Raw genomic sequence first — 24,835 nt, 5'->3', positions numbered from 1 at the left:
GTATAACCCTCCCGCCTTCGTCTCTCGGTTTTCTCGCCCGTGACTCCGCAATCGGTTTGGCGTCCGGCCACGCGCCCTGCACATGAGCGTTCGTCAGGAGTTCGACGCGTGGGCGGCCGACGGCCGCGACAAGGGGATGGAAGAGCGCCACTGGCACACCGCGAGACACGCTCTCGCCCGGATGCCCATCGAGGAGGGCGACCGAGTGCTCGATTTGGGGACCGGGTCGGGCTACATCCCGCGAGCGATTCGAGAAGCCACGGAGGCTGGCCGCGTCTACGGTCTCGACGGGTCGCCCGAGATGGCCGCCAACGCGCGGTCGTACACCGACGACCCGGACGTGGGGTTCGTGGTCGGAGACTTCGATTCGTTGCCGTTCGCCGACGACTCGCTCGACCACGTCTGGACGATGGAGGCGTTCTACTACGCCGCCGACCCCGACCACACGCTCGAAGAGGTCGCTCGCGTGCTGAAGCCGGGCGGGACGTTCTACTGCGCCGTCAACTACTACGAGGAGAACGTCCACAGCCACGACTGGCAGGAGAACATCTCGGTGGAGATGACCCGCTGGTCGCGTGCGGAGTACCGCGAGGCGTTCGAGCGAGCGGGTCTGTACGTCGCCGAGCAGGACTCCATCCCGGACGAGGAGACGGAGATTCCGCCCGCCGAGGAGTTCCCCCACGAGGGCTGGGAGACGCGCGAGGACATGGTCGAACGCTACCGGGTGTTCGGGACGCTGCTCACGGTCGGCGTCGCGCCGTAGCGTCAGGTCGTCGTCTCCGACGGGGCGACACGGTCGAAGAGCAACGTACCGCCCGCGACCAGCGCACAGAGTGCGAACGTCGCAGTCGCACCGGCCAGTATCGTGTCGTTCTGCAACCGTCCCGGTTCGTCGACGATGGTGAACCACGCCATCGAGAGGCAGGACAGCGACCCGATCAGGGCCGCTGTCATCCCGCGTCGCTGTTCGGCACTGAGAGAGGGGACCATACGTCGCCTTCGTCCAGCGGCCACTTCTCGGTTCCGCTCGACTCAGAGCGGTCGGGCGGCGTCAGGTTCGAACTCGACCGTCACCGTCCCCGAGGGGATGGCGTCCGCCGCCAGCCTGACGACGAGCGACACGTCGCCACAGTCGACGGTGAGTCGAGTCGCCGTCCCGAGGAACTCCGTCTCGCGGACCTGTCCGGTGAACGTGTTGCCGTGCTCACCGCCGCCCGCCGCGAGCGTGAACGCCTCGGGTCTGACCGAGAACGCCGCCTGCGCGCCCACGGCGGCGTCGTGTGTGACGGTGACCGTCGCGTCCAGTCGGTCGAGGCGGACGCGGGCGAGTGAGTCAGGTTGCCCGCCATCAGCCGCCGGAACACTCTCCCCCGCCACTCGCTCGACCACCTCGCCGTCGAACAGGTTGTTCTCGCCGACGAACGCCGCCGTGAACCGGGTCGCGGGCGCGTCGTACACCTCGCGTGGCGTGCCGACCTGCTCGACCCGGCCGTCGTTCATCACCGCGACGCGGTCGGACACCGCCAGTGCCTCCTCCTGGTCGTGAGTGACGTAGACGGTCGTCACACCCAGTTCGCGCTGGATGCGCCGCACCTCGCGGCGGAGTCGTTCTCGCAACCGCGCGTCGAGCGCGCTCATCGGTTCGTCGAGCAGGAGGAGTTCGGGACTCGGCGCGAGCGCACGGGCGAGGGCGACGCGCTGGCGCTGGCCACCCGAGAGGTCCTCCGGGTCCCGGTCGCCCAGTCCGGTGAGCCCCACCAGGTCCAGCAGGTCGTCGACGCGCGCGTCGGCGTCGCCGCCCGGTGGGTCGCGGAACTTCAGCGGGTAGCGGACGTTCTCGCGGACGCTCATGTGGGGGAACAGCGCGTACTGCTGGGGGACGACGCCCACGTCGCGCTTCTCGGGCGGGACGCTCGCCATCGACCGCTCGCCGATGGTCACCTCGCCCGCCGTCGGCGCTTCGAACCCCGCGACGAGGCGCAGGGTCGTCGTCTTCCCGCACCCGGAGGGGCCGACGAGGGTGAAGAACTCGCCGTCATCGACGTGCAGGTCGACGGGGCCGAGCGCGCGGGTGTCGCCGTAGCGTTTCTCGACGCCCGACAGGCGCACGTCAGCCATCGAACGCACCCCCGAGGCGGTCGATGACGACGAAACTCGCCGCCGTCACGACGAGCAGGACGGTCCCCATCGCGCTGGGCGGGCCCAGCGAGCGTTCGCTGAGGTAGCGCTCGACGGCGACGGGCATCGTGTAGCTCCCGGAGTTCTCCGCGAGGATGACCGTCGCGTCGAACTCGCCGACGGAGATGGCGAACGCGAACGCCGCGCCCGCGAGTACGCCGCCGGCCACCAGCGGGAGTTCGACGTCCCACAGCGCCCGGAGACGACTCGCTCCGCTCGCGCGGGCCACCTCCGGGAGCGATGGGTCGAGACGCGCCAGCAGCGGCGACACCGACCGGGTGACGAACGGGTACGCGCCGACGGCGTGGGCCGCGACGATGGCCACCGCGCCCGTGACGACGATGCGGTGGCCGAACACGACGGTGCCGAACACGAGCGACTGGAGCAGGCCGAGGCCGACGACGACACCACTGACCGCGAACGGGACGAACGCGAGCGTCCCGCCGACCTGTGCGAGGCGACCGCCACGCGCGGTCAACAGCGAGACGGTCACGCCCAGCGGGACGGCGACGACGAGCGTGCCCGCGCCGAACACCAGCGAGTTGCGGACTGCAGTCAGGGGTCTGGTCTGGAAACTCGCCGCGGTGGCCTGCTGTTCGACGAGGAAGCGGTAGTACCGCAGGGTGAGGCCGTTCGGGCCGAACAGGCTCTCGGCGACCATGCTCACCAGCGGGAGGCCGAAGACGACGAACGCGAGCAGGCCGTACGCGCCGACCGCTCGGCGAGCGAGCGGCGACGCCTCTCCGAACCGGATTCGGTCGAGTGTCGGCCCGCTGGTCGAACGGGCCTGCTGGGCCTCGTAGCGGAGGTAGGCGTAGGTGAGCGCGAGCGAGATGGCCGCCTCGACGGCCGCCAGCGCGGCGGCCTCCTGGAGGTCGAACGAGCGCACGAGGCTGAACACCCACACCTCGACGGTGGCGAGTTCGAGGCCGCCCAGCGCCAGCACGATGGCGAACGACTGGAAGGTGAACACGAACGTCAACAGCGCGGCCGTGCCGAGCGCGGGCACCAGTTGCGGGACGAGCACGTCCCACGTCGCGCGCCACCGCGACGCGCCGCTGGCGCGGGCCACTTCGAGGGTGCGGGTGTCGAGTCGTTCGGCGGCAGCACTCACGATGCGGACCACGAGCGGCGCGTTGTAGAAGGCGTGGGCCAGCACGACGAGTTCGAGCGTGAACACCAGTGAGAACCGCGAGAGTCCCACCGCCGCGAACGCGTCGCTGACGGTGCCCTGGATGCCGAACGTGGCGACGAAACCGACGGCGACCATGATGGAGGGCAACACGAACGGGACGGCGGTCAGCGACCGGACGGTCTCTCGCCCCCGGAACTCGAAGCGTGCGAGGACGTACGCGCCCGGCAGGCCGAGGGCGACGCTCGCCACCGTCGAGAGCAACGCCTGCCACGCGGTGAACCCGACGAGGCCGAACCCCGGCCACGCGAACCCGCTGGCCGCCCACGCCACGAGGCCGGCGAGCAGAGTACCGGGAGCCGCGAGCACCGACGCCAGTGCGCCGGTGTAGAACGGGTCGGTGAGGACGGTGAGCACCGGTGTGAGCGTCGGTCGGCCGTCGTCCGTGACGGCTTCGACGAGCACGCTGGCGACCGGGTAGTAGAGCATGGCCGTCAGGAACGCGCCGACGACGAGGGTCGCCAGCAGGCGACCGACCCGTTCGCGGTCGAGGTTCAGTCGGTCGAACGGGCCGTCGGCGGGATTCACCGCTGGTCTCCGTCCCGCTGGCGACGGGCGGCGCTCACCGCGACACCCCGCTCAGCCCTGTGCGATCTCGCGTGCCCACTGGTCGACCCATTCGTCCACGTTCCCCTTGAGTTCCTCGTAGGTGAACGTCACGGCGGTCTCCGGTTCGAACGTGTACTGCTGGAACTCCTCGGGGAGGTCGGCGTTCGTCGTCGCGGGGTACTGGACGTTGCGCTGGGCGATCTGACCCTGTGCTTCGGGCGTCAGCAGGAACTCCACGAACGTCGCCGCGAGCTCCTGCTGTTCGCTGGCGGCGAACCGGGCGACGCCCTCGGGGTTGGCGTAGCCCTCGCCGTTCAGGAAGCCGACCTGGTGGCGCGAGAGGTCGGCGTCGTTGCGGTGGGCGTACACCTGGTCGGTCGAGTACGAGACCACCATCGGTGCCTCGCCGTTCTCGTAGGCGGTGTACGAGTCGCTCCAGTTGCCGAGGATGCGCACCTCGTTGTCCTGCAACCCTCGCCAGTAGTCGAGGTAGCCGTCCGGCCCCTTCTCCTTGACCGTGTGGAGCATGAACGCCCGACCGGTCGCGCTCGACTGGGCGTTCTGGGCGAGCAGGTCGCCGCGGTACTCGTCGGCCAGCAGGTCGTCGAACGTCGCGGGGGCCTCGACGGCGGTCTCGTCGTAGACCAGACTGATGAGACCGGTGTCGTAGGGAATCGCCCGCCCCTGCGGGTCGAACTGGAGGGTCTCCTTGATGGGGGCGTCCACCGACAGCGGCGTGAACACCTCGTCGTCCACCTCGTCGTCCAGGCGAATCAGGTCGTCGACGTTCAGCCCGAGGAACAGGTCGGCGTCGATAGGCGCACCCTGTGCCGCCCGGCCGAGGTAGTAGTTGAACCGCGAGTCGGGGGTGGTGTACTCGACGGTCGCGCCGTGTTCGGCCTCGAAGCGCTCTTTGACCCACGCACCGGCGGGGCTGTCGCCCTCGACCCACGTCGGGTAGGTGGCGACGACGAGCGTCTCGTCGCCCCCGTCGCTCGACCCGGTGGTCGTCCCGGCCGTCGTCTCGGTCCTCGTCTCGCCGTCACCGTCGGTCGTGTCGCCCGTCCCGTTCGTCTCGCCGCCGTCGTCGCCGAGACACCCGGCGAGGGCCGCGGTCCCCGCGCCGGCGGTCAGGAGGAAACTGCGTCGTTTCATTACTCGGTTGTTTCTCTCGGTGGTACTTACGTTCCGCGGTGTCGCCGCCCGGCGGCGAACTGATTACTACTTCGGGCACCTTGCACGTGCTATGCACCTCGCTCGACGTCGACGAAACGTCCTCGCGGTACTGCTGGTGTTGTTCTCGCTGGCCGCCGCGTACGTCCTCTGGGAGGTGGTCGGGACGGTCTTCTTCGCCATCACCGTCGCGTACGTCCTCGTCCCGGTCCGCAACCGACTGGTCGGTCGTGGTCTCTCCAGGCGGGTCGCGAGCGCGCTGGTGACGGTAGGAGCGTTCCTCGTCGTCGTGTTCGTCGTCGCCGCGCTGGGCTATCTGCTCTACCAGCGCTGGGACTCGGCGCTCGCGCTGGTCGAGTCGCTCCCCGACACGCTGTCGCTCGACCTGGCCGGGATGACCTACGCCCTCGAACTGTCGGAGGCTATCGCGGTGGTCACCGCCGCGTTGCAAGGGCTTGCGACGAGTGTCGCGCCCGCGCTCCCCGTCGTCGCGCTCAAACTCGTGCTGTTCGCCATCCTGCTGTTCGGCCTCCTGTTGCGCCCCGGTGCGACCGGTCGGAGTGTTCAGCGAGTCGTCCCCGAGGCGTACCACGACATCCTCGTCGCGCTCAACGAGCGCATCCGCGACACCCTGTACGGTATCTACGTGCTGCAGGCCGCGACGGCGTTCGGGACGGGCGTCGTCGCGCTCGTCGTCTTCTACGCACTGGGCTACGAGTCGCTGTTCACCCTCGCCATCATCGCGGGGCTGCTCCAGTTCGTCCCCGTGCTCGGGCCGACCGTGCTCGTCGTCGTCCTCGCCCTCGTCGACCTGGCGGCGGGCGACGGGACGCGAGCCGTCCTCGTCCTCGTCGGTGGGGGGGTTCTCATCGGCGCGGTGCCCGACGCGGTCATCCGGCCGCGACTCGCCTCCTGGGCGGCGGACCTCCCGACGAGCCTCTACTTCATCGGGTTCGTCGGCGGAATCCTCACCGTCGGCGCTATCGGCTTCATCATGGGGCCGCTGGTCGTCGCGCTCGTCATCGAGGTCGTCGAACTCATCGCGTCCGAGCAGTCGACGCCCGAGGAGGCGAGCGAGGACGACGACCTGGACGCCACGCCCGAGGGTGAAGGGGTGGTCGGCACGGACGACGCGGGGGCCGCCGGGTCGGAGGCGCCCGGCGACTCGACCGTCGCGGACGACTCGTCGGCCGACGGTGGCGCGTCTACAGGCGGCCCCTCGACCGACCGCGACGGCCCCGCCTCGCAGTAGTCCTACTCCGCGCGCTCGTTCGATTCGAGCGGTCTCCCCTCCTCCTCCCACTCCGTCAGGGACCCTTCGTAGAACGCGAGGTCCGCGTAGCCCAGCTGTCGGAGCGCGACGTAGGTGTGACTGATGCGTCGGGCGGTGTTGCAGTAGAGGACGACGCGCCCCTCCGGGTCGATACCTCGCTCCTCGAGCAGGTCACGGAGCTCGGACGTCGGTCGCAGGCCACGCGTGTCGCCGTCGACCAGTTCCTGCCAGTCGAGACGGACCGCGCCGGGGAGGTGTGCCTCGTCGTACTCCCACCCCTCGCGCGTGTCGACGACTACCGCGTCGGGGTCGTCGAGCGCCGCTTCGACCACGTCCGCCTGGACCAGCGGCCCGTCGGGGTCGAACCGTGCCTCGTAGGTCGCGGGGTCGGGGTCGACCGTCTCCTGGCTGGTCGGGTAGTCACGAACCCACGACGAGTAGTCGCCGTCGAGCAGGTGGAGGTGGTCGGGGTCGTGGCCGTACAGTTCACAGGTGACGAGCAGACGTGCCGCGAAGACGCCGTGCGTGTCGTCGTAGGCGACCAGGCCGTCGTCGCGTGAGATGCCCGCCGCGCCCATCACCTCGGCGAACCGCTCGGCACCGGGGAGCATCCCCGCCTCGCCCTCGCCACCGTCGGCGGCGTGAGCGTCGGCCCGGTAGCTGTCGAACGGGACGTTCACCGCCTCCGGCAGGTGGCCGATACCGTCGTACTCCCAGTCCTCCCGGACGTCGACGCGATGCAGTTCGTCACCCTTCGATTCGACCCAGTCGGCGGCCGCGAAATCCATGCCGGCAGTTGCGTTGGCCGGGACTTCACCGTTCCCCGCTCGGAGATACCTGCACTATTTGCTGGCTCTACCGCGAGAGAGCCGTCAGTGGTCGTCTCGGCTCCCCGACCGTCCCGTGATGCGGCAACCGTTTCCGGGAGACGGAACGTGCGGCCAATTCGACCGGCAGTAACACGGATATAGCCCCGCTGACGTAACGTTCCGGTGCATTATGAGTGATTACGCGAACGACGTGCTCGTCTCGGCCGACTGGGTGGAGGAGCACCTCGACGAGTTCCGGAGCGACGACCCCGAGTATCGACTGGTAGAAGTCGACGTGGACACCGAGGCGTACGACGAGGGCCACGCGCCCGGTGCCATCGGCTTCAACTGGGAGACCCAGTTGCAAGACCAGACCGAACGCGACGTGCTGGAGAAAGACGACTTCGAGGACCTGCTGGGCAGTCACGGCATCGCCAACGACTCCACCGTCGTCCTCTACGGCGACAACTCGAACTGGTTCGCCGCCTACACCTACTGGCAGTTCAAGTACTTCGGTCACGAGGACGTCCGCCTCATGAACGGCGGGCGCGACTACTGGCTGGACAACGACTACCCGACGACCACCGACGTCCCCGAGTTCCCGGCACAGGAGTACTCGGCGAACGACCCCGACGAGTCCATCCGCGCGTACCGCGGCGACGTCGAGGACGCGATGAACGCGGGCATCCCGATGGTCGACGTCCGCTCGCCCGAGGAGTTCCGTGGCGAGATTCTCGCGCCACCCGGACTGCAGGAGACCGCCCAGCGCGGCGGCCACATCCCCGGCGCGTCGAACATCTCGTGGGCCGCGACGGTCAACGACGACGGCACCTTCAAATCGGCCGACGAACTGCGCGAGATGTACGAGAGCGAGGGCGTCACCGACGACGACAAGGTGGTCGCGTACTGCCGTATCGGCGAGCGCTCCTCCATCGCGTGGTTCGCGCTCCACGAACTGCTGGGCTACGACGACGTCGTCAACTACGACGGGTCGTGGACCGAGTGGGGGAACCTCGTCGGTGCGCCGATAGAGAAAGGCGAGGCGGAGTGAGCAAGGCGAACTCCGCCTCGAATCGGAGCGGGGAGTCGGGCGAGACCGAAGGTCTCGCTGGAAACCGGCGACTGTGTCGCCGGTGACGACAGCGACCCGCGGAGAACGGCGAGGCTGACGACTGAGCGGAGCGACGGAGGAAGCCTCGGAAACGCGAGCGGGCCGAAGGCCCGCGAGCAGGGCGAGGCCGAGTAAGCGTCAGTGCACGACGCCTCGTAGTGGAACGAGAAACGACGCGACCCGCGGAGAGGAGCGACTCCTCGTCGGTCGGAGTCGATAGCACGTCGATATTTCTCTACCTGAGCATCGTGGTCGGCCCCCGTGACACGAGGCGAGACGGGAGCGCTCCCGCTACTCCTCGACGGACGACAGGTGTCGGTCGTTCACCCCGGCGCGGCGTCGACGGGGTCACTGGACGCTTCGACGACGTCGAAGCTGTCACCGCCACAGTTGCAGGTGTTGTCCGCCAGCGGGAGGATTATCGAACCATCATCCTCGACACGGCCGGCGATGACCTGTTCGCAGTCCGTACAGATCAGGATTCGTCGGTTCATCTCGTTCGAGTACAACGGTCCCGGCGGGGTACACTGCCGGGTTGCGAGAGCGAATCACCGTCGCCGTCCCCTCGTGCGATTCGAGGAGGCAAGTGACCCCTTGATATGTAGTGGCCTTTCCTCGTGCCGACCGAGAGCGGCCGTCTCAGTCGTCCTCGGAGGGGTTGGTGTCGAACCCACGACGCTCCTCGAGTCTCCGCTCGAACCACTGCCACTCGCGGGTGAACTGGTCGGTCTCTTTCAGCCGCCAGACGTCGGCGTCCATCACGATGGGGCCGGTCCGCAGCGACTGGACCATGTTGACCGCCCACATCGCCACCGAGGTCATCATGATGTACGCGCCGATGGTCGACGCCTGGTGGAGCAGGGTGAACTGCTCGGGGTACTCGGCGTACCGACGGGGCATCCCGAGGTAGCCCAGCAGGAGTTGGGTGCTGAACGTGATGGTGACGCCGACGATGAGGACGAGCGCCTGCGCCATCGCCAGTCGTCGGTCGTACATTCGACGGGTGAGGATGGGGTACCAGTAGTAGCTGGCGGCGAGCATCGCCATCGCGATGATGCCCATGATGATGAAGTGGAAGTGGCCGACGATGTAGTAGGTGCCCTGGAACGCCATGTCGACGGGGATGGAGGCGAGGAAGACGCCGGTGACGCCGCCGATGATGAACGTCCCGATACCGCCGATGAGCAACACCATGGGCGCGGTGAGTTTGATGGCCCCCTCCCACATCGTCGTCATCCAGTTGAACGTCTTGACGGCGCTCGGGATGGCGATGGCGATGGTGACGGCCATGAACGACACCTTGATGCGCGGGTCGAGGCCCGTCGTGAACATGTGGTGGGCCCAGACGCCGAAGCTCATCACGCCGATGGCGAGCGTCGAGTAGACGATGAACTTGAAGCCGAACAGCTTCCGACCCGCGAACTTCGGGAGGATGAGGCTCGTCAGCCCCGTCGCCGGGAGGAAGAGGATGTACACCTCCGGATGCCCCCAGAACCAGAACAGGTGTTGCCAGAGGATGGGGCCGCCGCCCTCCAGCGCGAAGAACGTCGTCCCGAAGTTGCGGTCCATCAGGAGCATGATGAGTGCGCTCCCGAGCAGCGGGAACGCGAACAGGATGATGGCCGACTGGGTGAGCATCGTCCACGAGAAGATGTCGAGATTGGCCCAGTCGATGCCGTCGCCACGCTCGGTGAAGATGGTGACGATGAAGTTGATGGCCCCGAGCGTCGTGGCGATGCCCGAGAGATGTAGCCCCAGCAGGACGAAGTCGACCTGTGGGTTCGTCTGTGCGTACGACAGCGGCGCGTACATCGTCCACGAGAGCGTCACCGGTCGTAACGCGAACAGCGGGTCGACGAGCGCACCCAGCGCCGGTTCGACGATTTTGGCGAACACCTCCGTCAGCAACCCACCCCGAACCAGCAGGAACGACGGCGGCAACAGCCAGAACGCGATGGCGTTGATGCGCGGGAACGCCATGTCGTCGGCGTCGATGAGAACGGGCAGGAAGTAGTTGGCGATGCCCGTGAACACCGGCACGACGAAGAAGAATATCATCGTGATGCCGTGGGTGGTGAACAGCGCGTTGTACGTCTCGCTGCCCCAGATAGTCTCGGCGGGCGTCAGGAGCTCCGTCCGGGCCATCATCGCGTCGGTCCCGCCCCACAGCGCGGCAGCGGTCCCGAAGAAGATGTACATGAGGCCGATGTCGCGGTGGTCGACCGTCGTCAGCCACCGGAGCACGCCGCTCGGTTTCGCCGTCTCCGTCGCCGTCTCTCCCGGCCGCGCGTAGCCACCGTCGGGCACCGTCCGTCGCGCCGACCCTCGATAGACGCCGACGAGGACGAGCACGGACAGCAACGCACCGGCGATGAGAAGGCCAGGAATCGTCTGGACAGATACCATAGTGAGCGAGTCGCGGGGACTCGTACGGCACGTCCGAGCGGAGACGTCAAATAGGTTGAGGCGGCGTAGCGTCCGGCGGTTTTCGTCGTCTTTCGAGGGACCTCGTTCGTCCCTCGACAGTCTCTCTCGACGGTGGGTCGTCGGCCTCAGCCGTAGCTGTACTCCTCGCGGGGGAGTTCGGTCCCGCTGTGGAGATGTGCGTACACCGCGCCCATCACCCACCCGTAGGCGACGTGCGCGACGAACGTCAGCGCGACGTAGACCAGCAGTAGCGGCCCGGCGATGTCGCCACGCCCGGCGATGTCGAACGCTATCCAGAGCGGAATCGCCAGCACGACGCCCCGCGCCGCCGGGTCGGGGCCACCGGGGATGTACTGCTCGACGGCGACGAACACCAGCGGCCACGCGACACACCCGGCGAGCAGGAAGACGACGAAGCCGACGGCCTGCTGGTCGGGGACGCCGACGAACCGGGCGATGACGTCGAAGACCAGTATCTGCTCGCGGGTCTGGACCTCCAGGAGAATCAACAGTAGCGAGAGGACGGCGGTTCCGGCGATGCCGCCGGCGACGACGCTTGGCACGCGGTCCATACCACGGGCACACGTCGCGGCGACAAAACGCTATCCCGTCGGCGTCACCGCGTGAAAACCGCCGATCCCGGTGGCTACAAACCGTCACCGGTCGTAGCCCGCGTCATGACCACCGAGGAGTTCGCCGACAGGATCCGTGAGGACAACCGCACCGCCCTCTCCCGTCTCGGGTCGTCGAAGGCGCTCTACGCCGACACGGGCGGGGACATCGAACGCGACACCGTCCTCCGTGCCACCGCGGAGGCCGAACGTGCCGCGTGGGAGACGTACGAAGGGTGGGGCGAGGACGAAGACGGCGACGCAGGCGAGACGTTCGCCGCCGTCGCCGAGGAGGAACAGGAGCACTACGAACTCGTCTCGGAGTTACTCGGCGAGGACGTCACGGTGAGCGAGGTGCCCGCCATCCAGCAGTTCCTCCGCGAACAGGAGAGCACCGTCGAGCGCGCCGGCGGGTTCCTCGGGCGGACGCTCGCCGCCGAGAGGTCCAAGGACCAACTCGTCGGCTTCTTCGTCGGACAGGCCGACCCGACGACGACCGGGAAGATTCGGGAGATGAACAGCGACCTGGAGGGCCAACTCGACCGGGCGCTCTCGCTGCTCGACTCGTGCTGTGAGCGCGACGAGGACTGGGACCGCGCCGCCGACGCCGCGAGCGGTGCGATTCAGGCGGCCTACGAGGAGTACACCGACCGTCTGGAGGGGATGGGCGTCAATCCGAAGCCGGTCTGTTAACACCCACGTTTTGCTGCGTTCGCACGCGAGTGACACGCTCGGCTCCGCCGCGCGGTCACTCGTGGCTCACTGGCAAAACCTGGACTAAAAACCCGCGGCATCACCTCGCTGCGCTCGGTGATTCCTTGGCCCGCTCGCTCACTGCGTTCGTTCGCGGTACAACACACCGTGCCACCGCACAGCAGCAGCACCGCTACCGTACAGCCTCCGCTCCTCGGACGACGCCCCACGCGTCGTCTGTCGTCCCGTTCAGGAGGCCAACCGGTAGCGAACCGTGGGCGTCCCCTCGAAGCGTGGGCCGCTCCCGCTGCTCTCGAAGCCGTGGTTCTCGACGGCGTCGCGGCGGTTGTCGTCGTGCTCCGGGAGGAGGAGTTCGACGGCCATCGACTCACCGCGGGCGAACCGGATGGGTTCTTCGAGCAGTTGCTCACAGACGTCGCACTCGCCTTCGAGTTGGGTGACGTACACCGTCTCGCGCTCGGCGTCGAAGCTCACGAACCCGGCGATGGCGTCGTCGGCGACGCCCACACGGACCGTCCGGTCGTGGACGAGATTGCGCATCACGTCTCGTGGCCGGCCCGTCAGTTCCGCGAGGCGTTCGGCGTCGGCCTCGACTGCGTCCCGCACCTGCATCGTTCGCTTGCTAGCTTCTGCCACGGCATAAATCCCCCACTCGCCGCCGCCACCGGCAATGCTTCGTCCGATTCCGTTCGCTTATGCACGACGGCACCGTTCTCACGGCAATGATTGACACGCGAAAGCGGCCGCTCGCGGACCGACCGGTGCTCGACCGACGCCTTCGACGTCGAGGGGACGTATGCGAGTCGTAGCGAAGTTCGGTGGGACGAGCCTCGGCAACGGCGACCGGGTGAACCGGGCGGCCGACTCCGTCGCCAACGCCGTCGAGTCGGGCCACGAAGTCGCCATCGTCGCCAGCGCGATGGGGAGCACGACCGACTTCCTACTCGACGCAATCAGCTTCGACGCCGACGAGAAGGACCGCGCCGAAATCGTCTCGATGGGCGAGCGAACCTCGGTCCGGATGCTGAAGGCCGCTCTCGCCGCCCGCGGCGTCGACGCGCTGGTCGTCGAACCGGGCAGCGCCGCGTGGCCGGTCATCACCGACGCACGCGGCGAGGTGGACGTCGAGGAGACGACCCGACGGGCGAAGGCGCTTGCCGACCGTCTCGACGGCGTCGTCCCGGTCATCACCGGCTTCCTCGCACAGGACCACGCGGGCAACGTGACGACCCTCGGCCGCGGCGGGTCGGACACCACCGCGGTGATGCTCGGCAACTACATGGACGCCGACGAGGTGGTCATCGTCACCGACGTCGAGGGCGTCATGACCGGCGACCCGGCCGTCGTCGAGGGGGCACGCAACGTCGGGCAGATAACCGTCGACGAACTGCGGAACCTCTCGTTCCGCGGTGCGGAGGTCATCGCGCCGTCGGCACTGTCGTACAAGACCGAGAACCTCGGCGTCCGCGTCTCGCACTACCAGCACGGCGACCTGCTGGCCGGTGGGACGAGCGTCGAGGGGCAGTTCGAGAACCTCATCGACCTCCGGGAGGAGCCACTGGCCTGTCTCACCATCGCCGGACGAGCCATCCGGAACCAGCCGGGCATCCTCGCACGGCTCTCGAAGGCGCTGACGGAGGCGGACATCAACATCGACGCCGTCGCCAGCGGGATGGACTCCATCACGTACTACGTCGACCAGTCGCTCGCCGAACAGGCCGAGACGGTGCTCCACGACGAGGTCGTCGAGGAGGCGACGCTGTCGAGCGTCACCGTCGACCCTGCGGTCGCCGTCATCCGCGTCACCGGCGGGGAACTCCCGAACCGACCGGGCGTCATCCGTCAGATCGTCGACCCGCTGGCCGACCAGCACATCACCATCCACGACCTCCTGACGAGTGCGACGAGCGTCGCCATCTTCGTCCGGTGGAACGACCGCGAACAGGCACTCCGCATCGTCCAAGAGGAGTTCACGGAGTAATCGACGCGGCGGTCAGTGGAGTCGTCGGCGCGACGCGGTCGGCGAGAACGGGGTCGTGTGTGCCGGGGGTGTGCGCACACGACCGACGGGGGCGCGTCGACCGCCAGGGAAACACAGACAGTAGCGGGTCGCCCCACGTCTCGGGGGTTACCACGCGCCAGTTGACCACAGGACTCGGGGTGACGTAGCTCGCTAAGTGGTCTCTATCGAACTACTGACGGCTCCGTTCGGCTCGATTACGGGAAGCCTCGGGCGGTCGGCCCCGGCGGCGCTCGTGGAGACGACGACACTCGTCGGCAGCGGGTCGAACTACCCGAACTTCCCGGTGATGTAGTCCTCGACTCGGTCGCTCTCGGGGTTCTCGAAGATCTTCTGGGTGTCGTCGAACTCGACGAGTTCCCCGCCCGTGAGGAAGACGGCGGTCTTGTCCGAGATACGCGCCGCCTGCTGCATGTTGTGCGTGACGATGACGACGGTGTACTGCTCGGCCAGGTCGTCGATGAGGTCCTCGATCTGTGAGGTGGCGATGGGGTCGAGCGCGCTCGCCGGTTCGTCCATCAACAGCACCTCGGGGTCCGGCGCGATGGCACGGGCGATACAGAGGCGCTGTTGCTGGCCGCCGGAGAGTTCGAGACCGGACTCGTCGAGGCGGTCTTTCACCTCGTCCCAGAGTGCCGCTCGACGGAGCGACTGTTCGACGATTTCGTCCTCGTCGACCTCGATGCCCTGCACCTTCAGTCCGTAGAGGACGTTCTCGCGGATGGATTTGGGGAACGGGTTGGGTTTCTGGAACACCATGCCGACCCGGCGTCGGAGCGCGACGGGGTCGACGTCGGCGTCGTAGACGTTCTTGCCCCCGAGGTAGAGTTCGCCCTCGACGCGAGCGGCGTCGATGAGGTCGTTCATCCGGTTGATACACCGAAGGAACGTCGACTTGCCACAGCCGGAGGGGCCGATCATCGCCGTCACCTGGTTCTCGGGAATCTCCATCGAGATGTCCTGGAGCGCCTGGTCGTCGTCGTACCAGACGTTGACGTTCCGGGACTCGACGATGGTTCGCGTCGACTCGGTGCCCGACGCCGAGACGCTCTCGCTCACGTCCGTCTGGATGAGCATGTCGTCGTTCGTCGGGTCGTTGCTGCTCTCTTCGGCCACGGTCTCCGTTGTCGTGTCTTCGGTGGTCATTGTCTCTGTGTTAGCTCTGGAACCTGTTTCGCAAGACGATGGCGACGGAGTTCATCGCCAACATCGCCACGAGCAGCACGACGACACCCGCCGGAATCACCTTCGCGTAGAACTCCGGTGTGCCGGACGTCGTCGCCCACGCGTAAATCTGCAGCGGCATCGCACCGACGCGCGAGGACAGTTCCTGGGGCAGTCCGAACTGGTTGGGTGCGCCGATGACGAGCAGTGGTGCCGTCTCGCCGATGGCACGACCCAGCGCGAGGATGGTCCCCGTGAGGATGCCGGGGAACGCCTTCGGCAGGACGACGTTCCTGATGGTCTGCCAGCGGGTCGCGCCCATCCCGTAGGAGGCCTGTCGCTGGGACGGCGGCACGGACCGAATCGCCTCCTGCGAGGAGATGATGACGATGGGGAGGATGAGCAACGAGAGCGTCATCCCGCCGACGAACACGGTCCCGATACCGAACAGGTTGGCTCCGACCCGGACGGGTTCGAGACCCAGCGGGTCGGCGATGGCCGCGGGGAGTATCGGGAGTCCCTCGTCGAGCATCCGGGCGAGCAGGCCGAGGCCGAGCAGGCCGTAGACGACGCTGGGGACGCCCGCGAGGTTGGCGATGTTCACCTCGATGAGCTGTGCCAGTCGACTGTCGGGGGCGTACTCTTCGAGGTAGACGGCCGCGCCGATACCGACGGGGAAAGAGAGTAGCGCGACGATGAGCATCAGCAGGATGCTGCCGACGAGCGCCGGGTAGATGCCGGCGTCCTCGGCGGTGATGCTGTTGGGGCCGGTCAGGAACGCCCAGTCGAGCCACGCCGCCGGGCCGGCGAACCCGACCGTCCGGACGAGGAACGCGCCGAGGAGCATCCCGCCGACGACGGTGAGAGGCAAGAGCAGTCCGTCGCGCCGGGCGGGATGCCGGTCGAGGGCCGTCGCGGCGTACAGCGCCACCGGGACGCCCGCGACGGCCGCCAGGATGGTCGCCGCGGTGCCGCCGAAGCCGATCAGCGAGCCGAGCAGGCCGGCGGCGACGACGCCGCCGAGGGCGGCCGCGCCGGCGATGCGACCGGTCCGGCGGTCGTTCCACGACGACGTCGCGTACGCGCCGGCGATGGCCGCGACGGGAGTGCCGAGGGTGAGCGCGACGAGCAGCCACTCGACGGGGACGAACGGCAGCGACTGGATGATGCCCGGGACGAACAGCAGCGAGACGACGGTGGCGACACCGACGACGAGCAGTTTCGCGCCGAACCCGACCCGGCGCGAGCGCATGAGGGCGACGACGGTGGCGACGACGAGGCCGAGCGCGACGGCGTAGGAGAACGTCACCAGCGCCGGGAGCACGCTCAGGAAGAGGGTGGCGACCCCACCCGCGAACAGCGGCATCACGGCGAGCAGGCCGAGCGATTCGAGGCCGACGCGGAAGCTCCCGTCGGCACGCGCCCGGAGGACGCCCCCGACGGCGAGCGTCGGGACGACCAGCGTCAGGAAGAACGTCAGGTGCCAGCCGGGGTCGGCGGTGAGCGGCTGGATGGCGTCGTTCCCGACGTAGACGAACAGCACGCCGACGGCGAGGATGCCGACCAGCGTCGCGGCCAACAGCAGGTAGCGGAAGGCGGTTCCGACGGTTCGGCTGACCTCGCCGAACCCCTCACTGACCGTGGTTCGCGTGTCGGTGGCCATCAGTCGTAGTCCTCCTGGTAGCGGCTGGCGACCCAGTCACTCAGCACGTTCATTATCAGGGTGATGACGAACAGCGTGATACCGATGCCGAACAGGCTCCGGTAGGCGACGCCGCCGCCGGTGATGTCCGAGAACAGCAGTTGGACCATCGCGCTGGTCATCGTCTGGATGGGTTCGAGGAAGTACGCCGGGTCGGGGTACGGCACCGACACCGGGCCGGCACCGACTGTCCCGAACTCGACGAGTTTGGGCGACGCACCGGCGGCGATGGTGACGGCCATCGTCTCGCCGATGGCCCGCGAGATGGCGAGGATGAACGACGAGAAGATGCCCGAGATGGCGGCGGGGACGACGATGCCCGTCGAGACGTCGAACTTCGTCGCGCCCATCCCGTAGCCGGCCTCCCGGAGGTCGTCGGGCACCGCGCTCATCGCGTCCTCGGAGATCGAAGAGACCATCGGGATGATCATGATGCCGACGACGATGCTCGCCGACAGCGCGTTGAAGAAGCCGATGTCGGGGAAGAGGTAGCGTTCGAGCAGCGGCGTGATGTACTCGACGGCGAAGTAGCCGTAGATGACCGTCGGCACGCCCGCGAGGATTTCGAGGGCCGGCTTCAGGTACTTCCGGGTCTGTGGGTCGGCGTACTCGCTGAGGTAGATGGCCGTCGCCACCCCCAGCGGGAGGGCGATGACGGCCGCGCCGACGACGATGGCGAGCGTCCCCGAGAGCAGCGGCAACACCCCGAACTGCTCGCTGGCGATGCTGAACTCCGTCCCCGTCAGGAAGTCGACGATGGAGACGGTCGGTCCCGTCACCCCCCGGAGTCCGGCGGTCTCGCTGAAGAACGTCGTCGCCTCCGTGACGAGCACGAAGACGATACCGACGGTCGTCAGGATCGATACGAACGCACAGACGAAGAAGAACGACCGTGCGAGCAACTCACGAGGCGAGTTCTCAGTCTGCGTCGTGAGCGAGTCGTCGAGATTGTCTGCCCCCATTTTGCGTAGTTCTCAGTTGGTAGTCGGAAAAAGCACTTCGTTCCGGTCGGACCGCAGGCGACGCGACGCGGTTCAGGCGCTCTCGATGGCCGAGTCGAGCGCGTCCATCGCTTCCTGCATCTCCTCGTCGGAGTTGGGCACGTAGCCGACCGTGCCGGCGACGAGTTCCTGGTTCGTCGACTGCTCGACGAAGTAGCGGGCGAACTCGGCGACGTGTTCGTCGGCGAGCGCCTCCGTCGCCGGGTAGGTGAACAGCGGCCGCGCCAGCGGGTAGTCGCCGGACTTCGCGGTCTCCAGCGACGGTTCGACGGCCCCGTCACTCTCGCCGCCCTCGATGGAGAGCGCCTTGACGACGTCGGGGTTGTTGCTGTAGTACGCGAAGCCGAAGAAGCCCATCGCGTACTGCGAGCCCTGGACACCTTGGACGATCTGACGGTCGTTCTCGGTCGCCTGGTAGTCCGTGCGCATGCCGGGCCCCTCCTCGCCGATAACCGTCTCGAGGAAGTAGTCGTAGGTCCCCGACGCCTCGGTCGGACCGAACAGGTTGAGTTCCTCGTCGGGCCAGTCGGAGTCGACGTCGCTCCAAGTCGTCGGAGGCTCCTCGGCCGACCAGATCTGGTCGAGCTGCTCGAAGGTGATCTCGTCGACGAAGTCGGCCTCGTTGTTGACGACGACCGTCAGCGCGTCCGTTGCGACCTTCAACTCGACGGGGGTGACGCCGTTGTCGCTGCAGAGCTGAGTCTCGTCCTCCGCGATGGGTCGAGAGGCGTTGTTGATGTCGGAGTCGCCGACACAGAAGTAGTTCTGGAACCCGCCACCGCTCCCGGTGGACTGAATCGTGATGTTCACGCCGTCGTGTTGTCCCATGAACTCCTCGGCGACCGCCTGGGCCAGCGGGTAGACGGTCGAACTCCCGGTGACGTTGATCTCGCCGGAGAGCGACCCACCACTACCGCCCTCGGTGGTGGTGGAACCGTCGCCGTTGCCACCGTTGTCGCCACCGGCCCCGCCGTTACCACCGTCGTCGCCGCTGTCGTTGCTCGTACAGCCAGCGAGCGCGAGCGCACCGGCCGTCCCCGAGGCGGCGATGAACTTGCGACGCGAGACGCGTGTGGACGAGTTGTCTGCCATCACCCTACGGTGGGACTGTTCGGAATATCAAGGTTGCGACTCAGGTATATATTTTCTGAGAAAATATTGCTACCACGCTATTGTGGTCGGAACGTCTCGGTACGGCTACCGAGAGCTACCTGTGTGTGATATTGCCAACGAGACGACGGTGGGCGGCGTCGCTACTCGTTGACCAGCGACGTCTCGACGGTCTCACCGACGGTGACGCCCGCCGCACAGACCGCGTGTTCGTACGCGTGGTCGTACACCTCCCGTGCCGCGGTCGCGGCGTCGGTCGCCCCGAGGTCGAACGGTTCGGGGTCGTCGGCCTCGTAGGTGGCGACGAGCGTCGGTTCCGCGACCTCGCGGACGACCAGTGCGTCCCGCCGGACGGTGGCTATCGTCGCACCGTGAGTCTCGACGACGCCCGCCACACGCGGCGTGTCGTAGTCGTCCTTCTCGAAGTCCAGTGCGAGCAACGACAGCGCCAGCGCGTCACGGGCCGGGTAGCCCATCCCCACCTTCTCCGCGATGGGGTCGACGTGCGACCCGTTGCCGACGACGGCGAGGGACTCGCCGCTCTGCTCGACCGTTCGCAGGCAGTTGTACGAGACGTAGGGGTTGTCCGTCGGCGGCGCGTCGGACGTCGGGGCGACGGTGAGCGTCCCGTCACGCTCGACGACCTGCCGATTCGGGAACGACCGTGAGGAGACTCGATACGCACCGATGCCCGGTCCGACGACGACGAAGCGACCGACGTACATACGTGTTCGTGCATAGCTCTCGGCAAAGTAGCTGGCGATGATACACGTTCGACCCGAAACGAAGGGGTTCGCTGGGGTGTCGGGTCCGAACCACGACGTTTTAATATCCGGCCTCCTTCCTATCGAGTGCAGTTCCATGGGGTAGCGGCCAATCCTGTTGCCTTCTGGGGGCAACGACCCAGGTTCGAATCCTGGTGGAACTACTTCTCGACTCTCTCGTCGCCGACCGGCCGGTGTCTCGGCCGCCGCCGCTCACGGGTTCGAGAGACGTCGGAATCGGTCGACGAGTCTACCGTGTCGCCGTCGCGTTTCCGCCGGTCCCGACCCACGCCGGCCGTTCGACGGTCGTCTCACCGACCGCCGTCACCTCCACCGCCCGAACGCCCCGCACGATCACGTCCGGGTCGTCGACGAGCGTTCCGGTGTACTCGACCCGGAACCCCTCGACGAGGCCGTCTTCAGTCACCGAGACGGTCACCGTCCGGTTCGTGGCGTCGACCACGTACCCGGCGACCGTCTCCTCACCCGACGGCGGCGTCAGTCGAACCTCGACGCCCGACTTCGTCTCCGTCGTCGTCACCGTCCCCGGATCGACGTAGTACCGGGAGAGTTCCTGCCCGAGACTCGTCGAGTCTTCGGGGGTCGCCCCGATGGTTACGTAGGTGGTCCCGTCGACGCCTTCGAGTCTGAGCGTCGTGGCCGTCCCGTTGTACCACTGGGTGACGTCGGTGACGTCGACGCCGGCGAGCGTCGTGGTCCCGGCGAACGAACGCTCGACGAGGACGTTCGTGTGGTTCGCCGCGTAGCGACTGGTGGCCGTCTCGTCGACGAGTTCCGTCCCGTTGCTCGCCGTCAACGTCGCGGTGCGCTGTCGCGTGTAGTTGGCTCCTGCCAGCGCCTCGTCGTTCGCGTCGGCCAGCGCGAACGGGTCCGCGATGTCGGTCACTCGAACCCCGGGCGGCGCGCCGTCGAGTGCGGACTCCTTCGACTGCTCCGCCGTCGTCGTCGCCGGCGTGGACGCTTCGGTGGTCGTCGCGGCGTCACTGGTCGGCGGGGTCGGCGTGTCCGTCGTCGTCTCCGCGCTGGTCGTGTTCGCGGCCGCGCCGGTCGTGTCGGTTCCCTGCATCCCACCGCATCCGGCGAGGAGCACGAGGACGGCGAGACAACTGGCTACCTGGAGGGCGCTTCGCATTGACGAACCGACAGGTACGAGGAGTATATGTCTTCGGGTAATGGCCTTTCGGTGACGGGAGGGGCCGTCGAAAGCGGCCGACGTCCGTCGCCGTCGTCGTCGGTGTCCGTCTCGGTGCGCCGTCCGGGCGACGACACCGGTTCGCGGACAGAACCCCGACGTTGAAATCCTCCCCCTGCGTGGGGGAGGTATGACAGCCTCAGACCTCGCGGCGCGGGTCAACGAGGTACTCTCGGTCGATGCCGACGAGTTCCAGCGCCGGGTCGAGCGCGAAGCCGAGGACCTGAAAGCCGAGGTCCGTGAGGGGACGTTCGACAACCCACAAGGAATCGTCGGCCTCGAGTACGAGTTCTATGGCGTCGACACCGACGACCACCACCTCAAGCGGGTCCCGCGACGACTGCTCCAGTACATCGGCTTCGAGAAGGAACTGGGTCTCCACAACGCCGAGATGCAGACGACGCCTCAACCGCTCTCGAAGTACGGTCTGCGTGCCCAGACCGCCGAGGTGCAGGCGCGTCTCGACGCCGCTCTCCGGGAGACGCGCTCGTCGGGTATCGACCTCGTCTCCGACGGCATCTGGACGGTGCCACCGGTCGGCGAGACCGCGGAGAACTACCTCTCGGACAGCGTCGAGGACGGCGGCGTCCGTATCGCCACGAACATGTCCGACGCGGTGCGCTACCACGCGATGGCGAACGTCGACGGCGGTATCCGGATGCAACTGGACGTGCCCCACGTCTCGCTGTCGGCCGACACCGTGATGCCCGAGAGCCTCATCACGTCGCTCCAGCCCCACTATCAGGTCTCGCACGCCCCGGACCTGCCGGACTACTTCGCGTACGCCCTGCGAATCGCGGGGCCGTTGCTCGCACTGGGCGTCAACTCCCCGTTCGTCCCGCCCGAACTGTACGACGCCGACCCGGAGACGGTCCTGGAAGAGGGGTGGATGGAGTCACGGGTCGGTATCTTCGAGTCGTTCCTCAACACCGGCGGCGAGAACAAGGTCCGGTTCCCACGGGACTTCGAGAGCGTCGAGGACGCTATCGACGACATCGCCGCCGACCGGACCGTCGTCCCGATGCTCACCGACGACACGGGTCGGTTCGACGACCGGTTCGCCCACCTCCGTCACACCCACGGCTCGTACTGGCGGTGGGTCCGCCCCGTCTTCGACGGCCCGACGAAGTCCGCGGCCAACGCCCGCATCGAGTTCCGCCCGGTTCCGGGTCAGCCGACCGTTCGAGACACCGTGGCGTTCCTCGCCGCCTACGCCGGCCTGCTCGAGAGCCTCTACGCGCGTGACCACCCGCTGCGTTCGCTCCCCTGGGAGGCCGCCCGCGACAACTTCTACGCCGCCGTGGAAGACGGCCTCGACGGCGAGTTCCGCTGGGTGACGACCGACGGGGAGGAGACGACGAACTCGGCCGTGCTGTTCGACGAACTGCTCGAACACGCCCGTGACGGCCTCGCGTTGCGAGGGCTCTCGGAGCGAGAGATCAGCCAGTACATCGAACCGCTGGGCGTCCGGGTGGACCGCGGCGTCACCCCGGCGTCGTGGAAACACGACCGGGTCAGCGAGCGCGTCGAGGCGGGGACGCCGTTCGACGAGGCGGTCTACGCGATGCAGACGGACTACATCGAGAACCAGCGCGAGACGCTCGTCGAGGGGTCGTTCGTCGACTGGCTGTCGTAGTCGAGAGTCCGGTTCGGTGACTCGCGTGGCGGTGGCTACTGGCTACTCGTAGGTGAGCGTGTAGCCGCCGTCGAGCAGCAGGTCCCCGGCGTTGAGAGCGTGGGCGTGTTTCGAGAGACCGAACGTGCAGGCGTTGGCTACCTCGTAGGGTTCGAGCATCTCTTTCGTCCGCGCTTGCTCCAGGAGGACCTGCGTGACGGCCTCGTCGACGGTCAACCCGCGGGCGTCGGCGGTGTCCGGGAGCTGTTTGGCGACGAGTTCGGTCTTGACGTAGGCGGGGCTGACCGAGAACGCGCGAATCGAGCCCTCGCCCTCCGCGGCGATGGACTGCGTGAGCCCACGGAGGCCGAACTTCGTGGCGTTGTACGCCACCTTGTCGCGGGTGACGTAGTGGCCGTGGACCGACGCCATGTTGCAGACGACACCGCCGCCCGACGCCTCGAAGTGGGGCCAACAGAGCTTCGTCAGGAGGAGCGGCGCACGGAGCATCAGGTCGTGCATGAAGTCGTACTGCTCCATCGGGAAGTCGGGGATGGCGTCGATGTGCTGGACGCCGGCGACGTTGGCGAGGTAGCGAATCGACCCCTCTTCGGCGGCCGCGTCGACGACCGCACGCATCGCGTCGTCGTCGGTCAGGTCGCCCTCCGACCCCAGGAACCGACCGTCGAGTTCGAGGTCGTCGGCGGTGTCTTCGACCTCGGCCAGTCCGTCCTCGTCGACGTCGACGCCGACGACGGTGAGACCGTTGGCGGCGAGGCCGAGCGCGATGGCCCGTCCGATGCCGTTGCCAGCACCGGTCACGAGCGCGACGTTCTCGGCGGTGAACGCCGGGTCGGGGACCGTCAGCAGGTCGTCGGTCGTTATCTCGCTGGGTCCGTACTTCGCCATCGCGTCCTCGACGGACATGTCGGCCATGAGTGTCACCGAGTGCGCGCCATGTCACCAAAAGTGGGCAGGGTCAGCTGACTTGGAGGTGGTCGCGTGAAGCTTCTCGAAGCGGAGGCGGGCGACCGCGTCTTCGCGACGGGCGTCGTCGAGCCCGGTGTTGACGACCCCACCGCCCTTGTCGATGCGCGTCGCCTTCGCGAGGCGCTGACGGAGTACATCGAACGTACCGACAAGACCACCGTCCGCGTGACGCCGATGACGATGCCCGACGGCGAGAGTATCGGGCTCGCACTTCGGACGCTCGAAAACACGCGCGTCGGAACTGTCCTCGCTCCTCGCGTCATCGACGAGGACGCGACGGATGTCCAGGAAGAGGCCGGCCAGGAATCTGACGGACTGGCCGCTCCGACCCCACCGACGGTCGATAGCGGCCGCCCGGCCATCGTCGAAGCCACCGGGGGCGTCGACGTTCCCAACCGGCCGAGTGAGAGCGAAGACGAGCATCGGGAGGACGGCGTCGACTTCTCCGCGCTCACGAACGGCGAGAAGCGAGAGTGGCTCGCGGACCTCCTCATCGAACAGGCACCTGTCGAGAGCGAGCGTGCCAGTGCCATCACCGCGGGGACGAACTTCAACTCACGCGCGGCCGGCCACTACCTCGGTCAACTCGCCGAGGACGACCGCGACGACCTGTTCGTCGACGTCGAGCGCCACGGCAACGGCCCTGCGACGTACACCGTCGCCACAGAACCGTTTGCTCGCATCGACGACTCCGACGACGTCCAAGAGGACGGTGACGACACGGACGAAGCGAGCACCGACGAGCGCTCTGGAGAAGACGCCGAGGACCAACCAGACGAGGCCGAGGAGAACGTCGGCCGGTCGCCGGACCTCCCCGATGGGCTGACCGACGGCGACGTCCACGAGGTCGCGAAGTTTTACGAGACGCTGGAGGACGTCGCTGCCGACTTCGACGTCGAGCAGGGGCGGGCCTACCGCATCCTCGACCACTACGACCTGACCGATAGCGTTCGGCACGGGGATGTTCTCGACCTCGACGAGTACGGCTCGACGGTCGGCGTCGACTCGATTATCGACACGTTCGACGGTGCCGACACGCTCTACGACGTTCAGCAAGGGTTGCGAATCAACCGACAGAACGCCAGCAAACTCGCCAAGGACCTCGGCATCCGCGAGAAGGTTAAGAAGGGACCGACCGTCGAGCGCGAGGACATCGAGACGGCGCTGTCTCGCGTCGTCGTCATCAAGGAGGGGAAGCATGTCTGAGGCCGCCGGCCCC

Annotated in this window: 23 protein-coding genes and 1 tRNA gene; 8 read left to right on the top strand and 16 right to left on the bottom strand. The window is 67.5% G+C overall.

The window, feature by feature from the left end; genetic code table 11:
- The first annotated feature begins 82 nt into the window (after positions 1-82).
- The gene (locus GQS65_RS10240; RefSeq protein ID WP_158204501.1) at positions 83-763 is read left to right on the top strand and encodes a class I SAM-dependent methyltransferase; all 681 of its coding nucleotides are present in this window, start codon (positions 83-85) and stop codon (positions 761-763) included.
- A gap of 2 nt (positions 764-765) precedes the next feature.
- Here the strand turns inward: GQS65_RS10240 and GQS65_RS10235 are convergent, their stop codons facing one another.
- From GQS65_RS10235 to GQS65_RS10220, 4 genes are read right to left on the bottom strand one after another with little or no spacing between them, the layout of a single operon-like run.
- Complete coding sequence (locus GQS65_RS10235; protein WP_158204500.1) at positions 766-990, bottom strand: hypothetical protein; 225 nt, start codon at positions 988-990, stop codon at positions 766-768.
- Positions 991-1,032: 42 nt separating this feature from the next.
- Positions 1,033-2,118 (bottom strand): ABC transporter ATP-binding protein, encoded by a 1,086-nt coding sequence (locus GQS65_RS10230; protein WP_158204499.1) that lies wholly within the window; start codon positions 2,116-2,118, stop codon positions 1,033-1,035.
- Positions 2,111-3,898: an ABC transporter permease gene (locus tag GQS65_RS10225; protein WP_394351431.1), complete on the bottom strand. Its 1,788-nt coding sequence runs from the start codon at positions 3,896-3,898 to the stop codon at positions 2,111-2,113. Before GQS65_RS10225 ends, GQS65_RS10230 begins: the two co-directional genes overlap by 8 nt.
- A gap of 51 nt (positions 3,899-3,949) precedes the next feature.
- Positions 3,950-5,074 carry a thiamine ABC transporter substrate-binding protein gene (locus tag GQS65_RS10220; RefSeq protein WP_158204498.1) on the bottom strand — a complete coding sequence of 375 codons (1,125 nt, stop codon included), beginning with the start codon at positions 5,072-5,074 and terminating at the stop codon, positions 3,950-3,952.
- A gap of 91 nt (positions 5,075-5,165) precedes the next feature.
- On the opposite strand from GQS65_RS10220, the gene GQS65_RS10215 reads away from it, so the two are divergent.
- Complete coding sequence (locus tag GQS65_RS10215) at positions 5,166-6,344, top strand: AI-2E family transporter (protein WP_199268437.1); 1,179 nt, start codon at positions 5,166-5,168, stop codon at positions 6,342-6,344.
- A gap of 2 nt (positions 6,345-6,346) precedes the next feature.
- On the opposite strand, the gene GQS65_RS10210 is transcribed toward GQS65_RS10215, so the two are convergent.
- A complete protein-coding gene (locus tag GQS65_RS10210) occupies positions 6,347-7,153 on the bottom strand; it encodes a sulfurtransferase (RefSeq protein ID WP_158204497.1) in 807 nt (268 codons plus the stop codon).
- 211 nt (positions 7,154-7,364) lie between these two features.
- Here GQS65_RS10210 and GQS65_RS10205 point away from each other — a divergent pair, with 211 nt between their 5' ends.
- The gene (locus tag GQS65_RS10205; RefSeq protein ID WP_158204496.1) at positions 7,365-8,225 is read left to right on the top strand and encodes a sulfurtransferase; all 861 of its coding nucleotides are present in this window, start codon (positions 7,365-7,367) and stop codon (positions 8,223-8,225) included.
- A gap of 383 nt (positions 8,226-8,608) precedes the next feature.
- Here GQS65_RS10205 and GQS65_RS21390 read toward each other — a convergent pair whose 3' ends face one another.
- From GQS65_RS21390 to GQS65_RS10195, 3 genes are all read right to left on the bottom strand, one after another.
- Positions 8,609-8,779: a hypothetical protein gene (locus GQS65_RS21390; RefSeq protein WP_199268436.1), complete on the bottom strand. Its 171-nt coding sequence runs from the start codon at positions 8,777-8,779 to the stop codon at positions 8,609-8,611.
- 145 nt (positions 8,780-8,924) lie between these two features.
- Positions 8,925-10,691, bottom strand: a complete 1,767-nt coding sequence (locus GQS65_RS10200; protein WP_158204495.1) for a cbb3-type cytochrome c oxidase subunit I — start codon at positions 10,689-10,691, stop codon at positions 8,925-8,927.
- 146 nt (positions 10,692-10,837) lie between these two features.
- Positions 10,838-11,284, bottom strand: a complete 447-nt coding sequence (locus GQS65_RS10195; protein ID WP_158204494.1) for a DUF6789 family protein — start codon at positions 11,282-11,284, stop codon at positions 10,838-10,840.
- A 105-nt stretch (positions 11,285-11,389) separates the two neighbouring features.
- On the opposite strand from GQS65_RS10195, the gene GQS65_RS10190 reads away from it, so the two are divergent.
- On the top strand, positions 11,390-12,016 hold the full coding sequence (locus GQS65_RS10190) for a rubrerythrin family protein (protein ID WP_158204493.1): 627 nt from the start codon (positions 11,390-11,392) through the stop codon (positions 12,014-12,016).
- A gap of 249 nt (positions 12,017-12,265) precedes the next feature.
- Here GQS65_RS10190 and GQS65_RS10185 read toward each other — a convergent pair whose 3' ends face one another.
- The gene (locus GQS65_RS10185) at positions 12,266-12,649 is read right to left on the bottom strand and encodes a hypothetical protein (RefSeq protein WP_158204492.1); all 384 of its coding nucleotides are present in this window, start codon (positions 12,647-12,649) and stop codon (positions 12,266-12,268) included.
- A 184-nt stretch (positions 12,650-12,833) separates the two neighbouring features.
- On the opposite strand from GQS65_RS10185, the gene GQS65_RS10180 reads away from it, so the two are divergent.
- Positions 12,834-14,018 carry an aspartate kinase gene (locus GQS65_RS10180; RefSeq protein ID WP_158204491.1) on the top strand — a complete coding sequence of 395 codons (1,185 nt, stop codon included), beginning with the start codon at positions 12,834-12,836 and terminating at the stop codon, positions 14,016-14,018.
- A 309-nt stretch (positions 14,019-14,327) separates the two neighbouring features.
- Here GQS65_RS10180 and pstB read toward each other — a convergent pair whose 3' ends face one another.
- The 5 genes from pstB to GQS65_RS10155 form a co-directional block, all read right to left on the bottom strand.
- Positions 14,328-15,203, bottom strand: coding sequence for a phosphate ABC transporter ATP-binding protein PstB (gene pstB, locus GQS65_RS10175; protein WP_158204490.1), 876 nt, complete (start codon positions 15,201-15,203; stop codon positions 14,328-14,330).
- A 10-nt stretch (positions 15,204-15,213) separates the two neighbouring features.
- On the bottom strand, positions 15,214-16,884 hold the full coding sequence (gene pstA, locus GQS65_RS10170; RefSeq protein WP_158204489.1) for a phosphate ABC transporter permease PstA: 1,671 nt from the start codon (positions 16,882-16,884) through the stop codon (positions 15,214-15,216).
- Positions 16,884-17,885, bottom strand: coding sequence for a phosphate ABC transporter permease subunit PstC (pstC, locus tag GQS65_RS10165; protein ID WP_158204488.1), 1,002 nt, complete (start codon positions 17,883-17,885; stop codon positions 16,884-16,886). Before pstC ends, pstA begins: the two co-directional genes overlap by 1 nt.
- 72 nt (positions 17,886-17,957) lie before the next feature.
- Complete coding sequence (locus GQS65_RS10160) at positions 17,958-19,016, bottom strand: PstS family phosphate ABC transporter substrate-binding protein (RefSeq protein WP_158204487.1); 1,059 nt, start codon at positions 19,014-19,016, stop codon at positions 17,958-17,960.
- A 161-nt stretch (positions 19,017-19,177) separates the two neighbouring features.
- On the bottom strand, positions 19,178-19,759 hold the full coding sequence (locus GQS65_RS10155; protein ID WP_158204486.1) for an IMP cyclohydrolase: 582 nt from the start codon (positions 19,757-19,759) through the stop codon (positions 19,178-19,180).
- Positions 19,760-19,889: 130 nt separating this feature from the next.
- Here GQS65_RS10155 and GQS65_RS10150 point away from each other — a divergent pair.
- Positions 19,890-19,962, top strand: a tRNA-Gln gene (locus GQS65_RS10150).
- An 86-nt stretch (positions 19,963-20,048) separates the two neighbouring features.
- Here the strand turns inward: GQS65_RS10150 and GQS65_RS10145 are convergent.
- A complete protein-coding gene (locus GQS65_RS10145) occupies positions 20,049-20,951 on the bottom strand; it encodes a hypothetical protein (RefSeq protein WP_158204485.1) in 903 nt (300 codons plus the stop codon).
- Positions 20,952-21,141: 190 nt separating this feature from the next.
- On the opposite strand from GQS65_RS10145, the gene GQS65_RS10140 reads away from it, so the two are divergent.
- Entirely contained in the window at positions 21,142-22,647 is a 1,506-nt protein-coding gene (locus GQS65_RS10140) for a hypothetical protein (RefSeq protein WP_158204484.1), read from the top strand.
- Positions 22,648-22,689: 42 nt separating this feature from the next.
- Here the strand turns inward: GQS65_RS10140 and GQS65_RS10135 are convergent, their stop codons facing one another.
- Positions 22,690-23,553 (bottom strand): SDR family NAD(P)-dependent oxidoreductase, encoded by an 864-nt coding sequence (locus GQS65_RS10135; protein WP_158204668.1) that lies wholly within the window; start codon positions 23,551-23,553, stop codon positions 22,690-22,692.
- A gap of 75 nt (positions 23,554-23,628) precedes the next feature.
- Between GQS65_RS10135 and GQS65_RS10130 the strand changes: the two genes are divergently transcribed.
- The gene (locus tag GQS65_RS10130; protein ID WP_158204483.1) at positions 23,629-24,822 is read left to right on the top strand and encodes a hypothetical protein; all 1,194 of its coding nucleotides are present in this window, start codon (positions 23,629-23,631) and stop codon (positions 24,820-24,822) included.
- Positions 24,823-24,835: the final 13 nt, after the last annotated feature.

The sequence above is a fragment of the Halomarina oriensis genome (genome assembly GCF_009791395.1).
Lineage (GTDB): Archaea > Halobacteriota > Halobacteria > Halobacteriales > Haloarculaceae > Halomarina > Halomarina oriensis.
Note: the sequence above shows the minus strand (reverse complement) of the source record. Positions and strands in the feature narration are given on the sequence as shown.

What these genes read in the sequence shown, in the direction of transcription:
- pstB (WP_158204490.1), bottom strand. Translation starts at nt 15,203, where the DNA reads ATGACCACCGAAGACACGACAACGGAGACCGTGGCCGAAGAGAGCAGC.
- GQS65_RS10180 (WP_158204491.1), top strand. Translation starts at nt 12,834, where the DNA reads ATGCGAGTCGTAGCGAAGTTCGGTGGGACGAGCCTCGGCAACGGCGAC.
- GQS65_RS10135 (WP_158204668.1), bottom strand. Translation starts at nt 23,553, where the DNA reads ATGTCCGTCGAGGACGCGATGGCGAAGTACGGACCCAGCGAGATAACG.
- GQS65_RS10220 (WP_158204498.1), bottom strand. Translation starts at nt 5,074, where the DNA reads ATGAAACGACGCAGTTTCCTCCTGACCGCCGGCGCGGGGACCGCGGCC.
- GQS65_RS10210 (WP_158204497.1), bottom strand. Translation starts at nt 7,153, where the DNA reads ATGGATTTCGCGGCCGCCGACTGGGTCGAATCGAAGGGTGACGAACTG.
- GQS65_RS10160 (WP_158204487.1), bottom strand. Translation starts at nt 19,016, where the DNA reads ATGGCAGACAACTCGTCCACACGCGTCTCGCGTCGCAAGTTCATCGCC.
- GQS65_RS10215 (WP_199268437.1), top strand. Translation starts at nt 5,166, where the DNA reads ATGCACCTCGCTCGACGTCGACGAAACGTCCTCGCGGTACTGCTGGTG.
- GQS65_RS10140 (WP_158204484.1), top strand. Translation starts at nt 21,142, where the DNA reads ATGACAGCCTCAGACCTCGCGGCGCGGGTCAACGAGGTACTCTCGGTC.
- GQS65_RS10190 (WP_158204493.1), top strand. Translation starts at nt 11,390, where the DNA reads ATGACCACCGAGGAGTTCGCCGACAGGATCCGTGAGGACAACCGCACC.
- GQS65_RS10230 (WP_158204499.1), bottom strand. Translation starts at nt 2,118, where the DNA reads ATGGCTGACGTGCGCCTGTCGGGCGTCGAGAAACGCTACGGCGACACC.
- GQS65_RS10195 (WP_158204494.1), bottom strand. Translation starts at nt 11,284, where the DNA reads ATGGACCGCGTGCCAAGCGTCGTCGCCGGCGGCATCGCCGGAACCGCC.
- GQS65_RS10200 (WP_158204495.1), bottom strand. Translation starts at nt 10,691, where the DNA reads ATGGTATCTGTCCAGACGATTCCTGGCCTTCTCATCGCCGGTGCGTTG.
- pstC (WP_158204488.1), bottom strand. Translation starts at nt 17,885, where the DNA reads ATGGGGGCAGACAATCTCGACGACTCGCTCACGACGCAGACTGAGAAC.
- GQS65_RS21390 (WP_199268436.1), bottom strand. Translation starts at nt 8,779, where the DNA reads ATGAACCGACGAATCCTGATCTGTACGGACTGCGAACAGGTCATCGCC.
- GQS65_RS10235 (WP_158204500.1), bottom strand. Translation starts at nt 990, where the DNA reads ATGGTCCCCTCTCTCAGTGCCGAACAGCGACGCGGGATGACAGCGGCC.
- pstA (WP_158204489.1), bottom strand. Translation starts at nt 16,884, where the DNA reads ATGGCCACCGACACGCGAACCACGGTCAGTGAGGGGTTCGGCGAGGTC.
- GQS65_RS10185 (WP_158204492.1), bottom strand. Translation starts at nt 12,649, where the DNA reads ATGCAGGTGCGGGACGCAGTCGAGGCCGACGCCGAACGCCTCGCGGAA.
- GQS65_RS10205 (WP_158204496.1), top strand. Translation starts at nt 7,365, where the DNA reads ATGAGTGATTACGCGAACGACGTGCTCGTCTCGGCCGACTGGGTGGAG.
- GQS65_RS10145 (WP_158204485.1), bottom strand. Translation starts at nt 20,951, where the DNA reads ATGCGAAGCGCCCTCCAGGTAGCCAGTTGTCTCGCCGTCCTCGTGCTC.
- GQS65_RS10155 (WP_158204486.1), bottom strand. Translation starts at nt 19,759, where the DNA reads ATGTACGTCGGTCGCTTCGTCGTCGTCGGACCGGGCATCGGTGCGTAT.
- GQS65_RS10240 (WP_158204501.1), top strand. Translation starts at nt 83, where the DNA reads ATGAGCGTTCGTCAGGAGTTCGACGCGTGGGCGGCCGACGGCCGCGAC.